Source organism: Nocardioides sp. (assembly GCF_030019515.1).
In the GTDB taxonomy this organism is placed as follows: Bacteria; Actinomycetota; Actinomycetes; order Propionibacteriales; family Nocardioidaceae; genus Nocardioides.
This window is the reverse complement of record NZ_JASEEQ010000022.1, coordinates 24,391-32,538: the sequence shown is the minus strand read 5'-3', so window position 1 is coordinate 32,538 and position 8,148 is coordinate 24,391. Positions and strand designations below refer to the sequence as shown.

The 8,148-nt window shown below is 66.9% G+C and carries 7 protein-coding genes and 1 pseudogene; 1 reads left to right on the top strand and 7 read right to left on the bottom strand.

Annotated features, from left to right (window positions below):
* Positions 1-42: 42 nt before the first annotated feature.
* The 6 genes and pseudogenes from QMC84_RS21340 to QMC84_RS21315 form a co-directional block, all read right to left on the bottom strand.
* A pseudogene (locus tag QMC84_RS21340) lies at positions 43-967 on the bottom strand (IS5 family transposase).
* A gap of 767 nt (positions 968-1,734) precedes the next feature.
* Positions 1,735-2,913 (bottom strand): dihydrolipoamide acetyltransferase family protein, encoded by a 1,179-nt coding sequence (locus tag QMC84_RS21335; RefSeq protein WP_300378480.1) that lies wholly within the window; start codon positions 2,911-2,913, stop codon positions 1,735-1,737.
* Positions 2,910-3,941: an alpha-ketoacid dehydrogenase subunit beta gene (locus QMC84_RS21330; protein WP_300378478.1), complete on the bottom strand. Its 1,032-nt coding sequence runs from the start codon at positions 3,939-3,941 to the stop codon at positions 2,910-2,912. The genes QMC84_RS21335 and QMC84_RS21330 overlap by 4 nt, the downstream gene beginning before the upstream one ends.
* 1 nt (position 3,942) lies before the next feature.
* A complete protein-coding gene (locus tag QMC84_RS21325) occupies positions 3,943-5,085 on the bottom strand; it encodes a thiamine pyrophosphate-dependent enzyme (protein WP_300378476.1) in 1,143 nt (380 codons plus the stop codon).
* Between the two features lie 82 nt (positions 5,086-5,167).
* Positions 5,168-5,521, bottom strand: a complete 354-nt coding sequence (locus tag QMC84_RS21320) for a hypothetical protein (protein ID WP_300378474.1) — start codon at positions 5,519-5,521, stop codon at positions 5,168-5,170.
* Entirely contained in the window at positions 5,518-6,612 is a 1,095-nt protein-coding gene (locus tag QMC84_RS21315) for a Glu/Leu/Phe/Val dehydrogenase dimerization domain-containing protein (RefSeq protein WP_300378472.1), read from the bottom strand. The genes QMC84_RS21320 and QMC84_RS21315 overlap by 4 nt, the downstream gene beginning before the upstream one ends.
* A gap of 183 nt (positions 6,613-6,795) precedes the next feature.
* Here QMC84_RS21315 and QMC84_RS21310 point away from each other — a divergent pair, with 183 nt between their 5' ends.
* On the top strand, positions 6,796-7,299 hold the full coding sequence (locus tag QMC84_RS21310) for an Lrp/AsnC family transcriptional regulator (RefSeq protein ID WP_300378470.1): 504 nt from the start codon (positions 6,796-6,798) through the stop codon (positions 7,297-7,299).
* Between the two features lie 406 nt (positions 7,300-7,705).
* On the opposite strand, the gene QMC84_RS21305 is transcribed toward QMC84_RS21310, so the two are convergent.
* Positions 7,706-7,900 carry a hypothetical protein gene (locus QMC84_RS21305; RefSeq protein ID WP_135268400.1) on the bottom strand — a complete coding sequence of 65 codons (195 nt, stop codon included), beginning with the start codon at positions 7,898-7,900 and terminating at the stop codon, positions 7,706-7,708.
* Between the last annotated feature and the right edge of the window lie 248 nt (positions 7,901-8,148).

Here is an 8,148-nt window from a genome sequence, read left to right as displayed (position 1 = left end):
AAGGAACTCAGGCGGGCTTGATCGGCGTCGTCGTAGTGCGAGCTAGGCCGTGTCTCCCAATAGGCGAAGCCAGCGGATGCAGGCCTGGAGGACGGCCGCGGCCCGGTAGGTGATGGCGAGCTTGTCATAGCGCGTGGCCAGCCCACGCCATTGCTTGGACAGGTTGAAGGACCGCTCCACGACGTTGCGGCCCTTATAGGTCTCGGCATCGAAGGCAGGTGGCCTGCCGCCGGCCGAGCCTCTGCGCAGTCGCGCCGCGATCTCGGTGTTCTTCTGCGGGATAACGGCCTTGACGCCACGCCCGGCCAGCATGCGTCGGTTGACGCCGTTGGTGTAAGCACGGTCGGCCACGACGACGTCAGGGCGTGTGCGCGCGGGTCCCGCTCCCAGCCGGGGTACTCGGATGTCGGCCAGCACCTCGGCCAGCATCGCCCCGTCGTTACGCTGCCCTCCGGTAACCACCAACGCCAGCGGGCGTCCGCGCCCATCGACCGCAGCATGGATCTTCGTGGTCAGCCCGCCACGGGAGCGACCCACCCCGTGACCTGCGGGTTCTCGGTCACCGCCCAGCGTGCTCGCGATGAACCCCACGGGCAGATTCGTGTAACTCGATCGAGCCCCCCGTGTCCTGATCGGGGCGGGTGGTGTTCGTGCCGTGCTGGTGAGCACGGCTGATCGTGGCGTCGACCGAGACCGTCCAGTCGACCTTGCCCGCGGCGTCGGCCTGAGCCAGCAGCTCGGCCAGCACCCTGTCCCAAGTGCCGTCTTCGGCATACCGACGATGACGCTTCCAGACCGTTTGCCAGGGCCCGAACACCTCCCGCGGCAGATCCCGCCACGGGATCCCAGTGCGGTAGCGGTAGACGATCCCCTCGACCACGCGCCGGTTATCGCCGAACGGATGACCCCGCCGCCCGACGTTCGAGGGCAGCAACGGCTCTACCCGATCCCACTCCACATCCGACAGCGCACGGCACCTCGAAGAACTCACCCACCGATACTCATGCGCGCCTCACCTGACATATGGGAGACACGCCCTAGAAACGAGCAGCCTGAGGCCCGCATCGTCGACGGCAACCGATCGCCTCAGCTCTTGAGCCAATGCTTCGACTAGATCTTGCAAGACGTTGATCAGGGCGCGCTCCTTCCTTGCCCTACGACATTAGGACAAAAATTCGCGGCTGGACCGACCCGACTCGCTGCGGCACCGGGGGCAGCCAACATCTTTGGTGCGATCCCGTTCGACACCGCCCGGAACCAAGCTGCACGCGATGTCGCGAAAGAACTGGAAAGGTTGCCGGAGGGGACCCGGTCGCCGAAGCGGCAGGCCGACCTTGATGACGACGTCAAATCCGACCTCCGTCAAGCTCGGCGGGAACTGAGGGCGCGAGTCGAAATGAGGACGAAGAAGAGATGGCTCTGCGCCGCTCCGGGTGTCACACGCATGCGGCCAACAGGTGTCATGGAGACCCGCGACGGGCCAGCAAGGTCGTACACCAATGCGTCTACTGATGTTCCGGCCCCTCACTGCGTGCGACATCTTCGGCGAACTCGTCTTTGCGGGGAATCAGGGCCACCCCCGTGGTTGAACGTCGAAACACCCGAGCCCGATCGGCCGACCGTCGCGTGAGCGACGCGAAGTGCGGCTGTTTCGGGCCTCAGATCACCGAGAAAACTTGCATCAATCTGGTCGCCTAGCAACGCCACTGTCGCGTTGCCGGGACGCCGATCGGATCAGACGTGCAGGAACGCGGCCCCCGGGTCATGGAGCAGCTGGCCGGTGCGCGCGAGCACGTGGGATCCTAGCTCACCGTCGACCAATCGGTGGTCGAACGACATCGCAAGCTGGGTGACGTCTCGAATCGCTACCGCGCCGTCAACGGCCCAAGGAGTTGCACGGACAGCGCCGAAGGCGAGGATGGCCGCTTCCCCGGGGTTAAGAATAGGAGTGCCGGCGTCGATGCCGAGGGCGCCGATGTTCGTGATCGTTGCGGTACCGCCCGAGGTCTCGGCGGGTTGGGTCCGCCCCGCCCGAGCCGTGACGACCAGCCGGTCGAGGGCCTCGGCGAGCTCGCGGAGGCTCATGGTGTCGGCGTCCTTGATGTTCGGCACGATGAGTCCGCGCGGGGTGGCGGTAGCGATGCCAAGGTTGACGTAGTGCTTGACCACGATCTCTTGTGGGTTCTCATCCCATGACGCGTTGATACCTGGGAAGCCGCGGATCGCGAGCAGGAATGCCCGGGCCACGAAGAGCAGAGGCGTGATGCGTACGCCGTCCCACTCGCGGGCCGCACGAAGCTTGCGGACCATCTCCATGGTCCGGGTCACGTCGACTGACAGCCACTCAGTGACGTGCGGTGCCGTAAACGCCGAGCGCGACATTGCCTGGGCCGTGACCTTGCGGACTCCCTTGACCGGGGTCCGGGTCTCGCGCCCGACAACTGGCGCGGACGCCGCGTCCGGGTCCGGGTCGAACGTGCGGATCCGAGGCGCGGCGGGCCACGCCGCGGCACGTGCGTCGCCTAGGCGCTCACCTGCAAGCGAGACGCCGCCCAAACGTCTGCGGCGGGGGGAAGCGTCTTTGGGTCCGGGACCGACGAGCACAGCCGGCTTCTCGTCCACCAAGACGGTCGCCTCGGCCGGGGGCGCCGCCTCCGCCGGGGCCGCGCCTGCTGGACCAATGCTGATCAGCGGGGTGCCGACCGGCACCGTGGCCCCCTCGGCGACCAAGAGCGCCGTCACCGTTCCCGCGTACGGCGACGGCAATTCGACGACCGATTTGGCAGTTTCGATGTCGACGAGGAGGTCGTTGATGGCGACGGCGTCGCCCACGGCGACATGCCACCCCACGACCTCGGCCTCGGTCAGGCCCTCGCCGACGTCGGGCAGGGCGAACTCCTGGATGTCAGTCATGTACGTGCCTTCCCTCGGTACGACAGTGCGGCGTCGATGGTGTCCAACAACCGGTCGACGTCGGGGAGGAACTTGTCCTCGACCTTGGCTGGCGGGTACGGCAGGTTGTAGGCGCCGACACGCAGCACAGGAGCACGCAGGACCGAAAAGCAGCCCTCAGTCACGGCAGCCGCGATCTCGGCGCCGATGCCCATGAACGTCGAGGCCTCGTGAACGACAACCATGCGTCCGGTCTTCTCCGCGCACCGCCGCAGAGTCTCCATGTCGAGGGGTGCAATGGTGCGCAGATCGACCACGCCCACGGAGAATCCGTCCTCGGCGGCGGCGTCAGCTGCTGCCAATGCGGTATGGACCGTGGGTCCGTGAGCGACGATCGTCAGGTCCGTGCCGGTGCGCAGCACCCGAGCTCGGTCCAGGGAGGCCGGGCTGGCTTCCAGGTCGACCAAACCCTTGTCCCAGTAACGCCGCTTCGGCTCATAGAAGATGACCGGGTCGTCACTCCGAATCGCAGAGCGGAGGAGTCTGTAGGCATCCGAAGGGTTCGAGCACGAAATCACGCGCAGCCCAGCTGTGTGGGCGAAGTAAGACTCATTCGACTCGCTGTGATGCTCGACCGCGCCAATGCCTCCCCCGACGGGGATCCGAATGACGACGGGTAGGGACAGGCGGCCGCCGGAGCGGGCGCGCATCTTGGCCAGCTGACTGACGATCTGGTCGAAGGCCGGGTAGACGAAACCGTCGAACTGGATCTCGCACACAGGGCGGAACCCGCGCAATGCAAGCCCGATCGCGCACCCGACAATCGCTGACTCTGCCAGGGGCGAGTCGATCACGCGGGCCTTGCCGAAGTCGCGCTGCAGCCCGTCGGTGATCCGGAAGACCCCGCCGAGCGCGCCGACGTCTTCGCCTAGGATCACCACCCGGTCGTCCTCCCGCATTGCCCGCCGCAGCCCGGCGTTGAGGGCCCTACCGAGCGTCATAGTCGTGCTGGCCGCCGTCTCTGGTGGTGCTGTGGGGCTGCCCGCCATCTCAGTCCTCCACCGACATCAGCTCGACGAACTTGCGGTACGCCAGGCGCTCGGCGTCGACCAGCGGATGAGGGTCGACGTAGGTGTGGGTGAACAGCTGGTCGAGCACCGGGTCCGGAAGCTCGCGGCACGCGCGCCGGACCTCAACGGCGAGCCGCTCGAGCTCCTCTTCGAGCTCGGAGAAGTAGCTGGCGCGTGTATCGAGACTGCGCAGCACGGTCTCGAGCCGGAGGAGAGGGTCGCGAGCCTGCCAGGTGGCAAGGTCTGTCTCGGTGCGGTACCGAGACGGATCGTCCGACGTGGAGTGCCCTGCCATGCGGAAGGTCTCTGCCTCGACCAGGGCTGGCCCCTCGCCCCTGCGCACAATCGCCGCCGCCTCGCGGGTGACGGCGTACGTCGCCAGGGCGTCGTTGCCGTCGACGTGGAAGGTTCGCAAACCGAAACCCGCGGCTCGCTGATGCACGGGCGCCCGAAATTGCACGTCCGTGGGGGTCGAGATCGCCCACTGATTGTTCTGGCAAATGAAGAGCACCGGAATATTGCCGGCCGCGGACCAGTTGAACGCCTCGTTGACATCTCCTTGGCTGGCCGCGCCGTCGCCGAAGTACACCGTCACTACGTCGTCCGCGCCGTCAAGCAGCGACCCCATGGCATAGCCGGTCGCGTGCAAGGTCTGGGTGCCGAGCACTAGCGAGTAGAGGTGGAAGGCATAGGGACCCGGGTCCCAGCCGGCATGGGAAACTCCCCGCCACTGAGCCAGCAGCTCGCCAGGCGTCACCCCGCGGACCAACGCGGCCGCGTGCTCCCGGTACGAGGGGAACACATAGTCCGACGGCGACAACGCCCGCACAGATCCGACCTGGGCGGCCTCCTGTCCCCAGCACTGCAGCCAAAGCCCAAGCTCGCCCTGCCGCTGCAGGGCGAGGGCCTCGTGGTCGAGCCGTCGTGCGCGTGCCATGTCACGGTATAGCGTCTGCGCCAGTGCGCGATCGACCCCGTATTCGGCGCCAAGGTCGGTGAGCTCGCCGTCCGGCGTCACGAACTGGATCGGGCCGGAGTCCTTGCTGGTCCAGATCCGCTCCAAACTCGGCGGCGGCGGATCCGTTGGGGAGGCAAAGGCAGGCGGGTCGTGAACAAGCGTCATGTAGTCTCCTCGGGCCGGTGCGCAACTGACGGGTGGATTGCGTCTCCCGGGCGGCATCGCCACGGGGATGTGGTGGGGGGCATCAGCCGGGTGGGGCGTCGGCTGGGCGCCGGCCTCTGCTCGGGTGCTGTGTACGCGCGTCAGCACCCCTCGACTCAGGATGGTGGTTCGACCGGTGTACTTCGGCCGCCTCGACCAGAACCACGTCGTCGACCTCGATCAGATTGCGAAGCGACGCCTCGAGCGTCGCCGCCTGGCGATCGGTGGCGGTGAAGGTCGCGGTGAACACGCGACGTCCGTACGCCGGGGGCGTCAACTCGACCTGCCTGACTGGGATCCGACGCCGATGCAGAACCGAGGCTAGCGACAGCAGCACGGCACAGTCGTCCTGACTCGCGAGACCGACCACCACGGTGTAAACCCGCGGATCGGTCATGCGACGGCTCCTGTTGATGCGGCGTGGCCCGAGAGCCGAGCCCGCACGATCTCGAACGCGGCCACCCCGGTGGGCACCTGGCGTTCGACCGACCTGGAGACGATCTCGTGGGTGGTGTCCGCGATCCGCCGGATGTCGCGCAGCACATCGTCCGGCGTCTTGTTCTGGAGCTCGCCGCCGACCTGAATCAACCCACCGGCATTCGCGACGTAGTCGGGCACCCAGGTCACGCCGCGCTCGAAGAGCGTGGCGTCCTCATTCCCTGTCGCCAGCTGGTTGTTGGCCGCTCCGCAGACGATCGTCGCGCGGAGCGACGCCACCGAGGCCTGGGTGATCGTCGCACCCAGCGCGCACGGAGCGTACACGTCGACCTGCGCCTCGAGCACCGATTCTGCGATGGCGACCTCGCCGTAGCCGTCGAGGACCCGCCGCCGCGCCGCCGCGGACGGGTCGCAGAAGACCACTGAGGCGCCCTCTGCAAGGAGCAGCCCGATCAAGTGATAGCCAACCTTGCCGGCACCCTCGACCCCGACCGTCCGTCCACGGATCCCGTCTGCGGGCCAGGCCAGCCCCGCGGCGGCACGCATGGCGTGGAAGACGCCGCGCGCCGTCGAGAGACCGCTGTCCCCCGATCCGCCTGCCGTCACGTTCCGGCCGACGACGTGGCGTGTCTCCTCGCCGATGGTGTCGAGGTCGTCCGAGGTGGTTCCCACGTCGGCGGCGGTGACGTAGGTGCCCCCGAGACGCTCGATGAACCGGCCGTAGGCGCGCAGCAGCCCGGGGGTCTTGTCGACGGCCGGGTCGCCAATGATCACTGCCTTTCCACCACCGAGCGGCATGCCCGCGGCGGCGGACTTGAAGGTCATCCCCTGCGACAGACGCAGGCCGTCACGCAACGCCGCGGGCTCGTTCGGGTACGGGAAAAACCGGGTCCCGCCGAGCGCAGGCCCCAACGTGGTGTCGTGGATGCTGATGATGGCTCGGAGACCACTCTCCACGTCGCGGCAGAAGACAACCTGTTCATGACCGGCGCCGGCCAGGTCGTCGTCCCGATCGAAGACTCCGGACGCATGGTGCAGGGCGATGGTCATGAGGGCGTCGCTTTCTCTTGGGACGGCCCGCGGATGAGCAGGACGACCGGTTTCCCGTAGGCGGATCACACCAACGTTCTGAGCGGCTATCCTCGAAGGAGCGCACCTTCGCGTCAAGCGATTCTGTTCAAACGTGTCAAACTGCCAACTTAGCGTCCGATTGTCAGCCCGGAGGTTCTCGCCTTGCCAACTATTGACCAGCTCGACGTGGAGATTCTCGGCAAGCTCACGATGAACGCGCGCGCCGGGATCGCCGAGCTCGCGGCCGAGCTCGGCGTGAGCCGCAACACCGTGCAGCTCCGCCTACGTCGGCTCGAAAGTGAGGGGATCCTCAAGGGATTCCAGCCCATCATCGACCTCTCGGCGGTGGGGGTTCCGGTGCAGGCGCTGGTCACCCTGGAGATCGACCAGCGGGGCATGTCGCGAATTGTGCGTGGACTGGAGGCATTGCCTGAGGTGCTCGAGGTCAAAATCCAGGCCGGCCGTGAGGACCTGCTGCTACACGTCGCCATCGGCTCCCTCGAGGAACTTCAGGTCCTGACGGCCGCGATCGTGGATATCGAGGGTGTACGCAAGACGAATTCGAACTTCACCGTCGCCACGCCGATCCCCTACCGCGTGCAGCCGTTGCTCAACCAGGTCACGAAGGGCGCCGGCTGGGGTCGCTCGACCCCGGCTCCCCACTAGACCATCCGGATCTTGGTGCCTGCGCCCGGGGTGAGCCCGAAGCCACGATCGCGTGTTGGATGAAGTTCGCCACGGCTGAGGTGAACTCAGAACGTGGGTCGGCGCCGAGGTGCCGGCCCACGTTTCCACGTGAGTCGCAACCCGTGTGACAGCCAGGGAGTCTCGGGCCATCGACCCGAGACTCCCTTCTTCGGTCAAGTCAAGTGCTTTCATGCCCGGAGATTTGAACCGAAAGCCTCTGGACGCCGTCGAGGGCGTCGCGACTACTTCGGTCCTGGATCGGAAGCTACCGATTCGCACGGTGTGGTGAGGGATGCGCCCTCGCGTCCGATCTCAGGATACCCGCCTGGCACCGAGTAGCGCGGGCCCAATGTGGACCGTAAGTGGTACCGGGTCGAATCCCCTGTCAGCCTTCGGCGGGCGCTCCGCGAGCATCGCGCTGGCCACGGTCGTAGGCCTCAATCCCGCCCTCGAACCAACAGTGCGTCGCTAACTGGATGAACGCGGCGTCTACGCCGAGAGCGTCGACGTTCTTGCCAGCGTCGTGCAGCAACGCGGCCAGCATCGGGTTGTCCGGGCTTGGCCACGGCGGCTCAGGCATCTTCGCCGCTCGCGGAGTCGGCCAACTCCCGTCGCATGTCCTGCTCCCAGGTGTAAGTCTCAGCCTCTACCCACGGATCCTGCTCGGTCACAGCTTCAGACTGCCACGACCCACCCACCTCGCGACCGCGACGGGCGAAGTCCGGGTGAGTGCGACCTTCGCGGCTACTAGACGATTCCCGTAGGGCCGGTGTCTGGCCAGACTCGGTCCAGGTGATCGGCGGGGAGCTCTCCACGCGGCTGCCCACC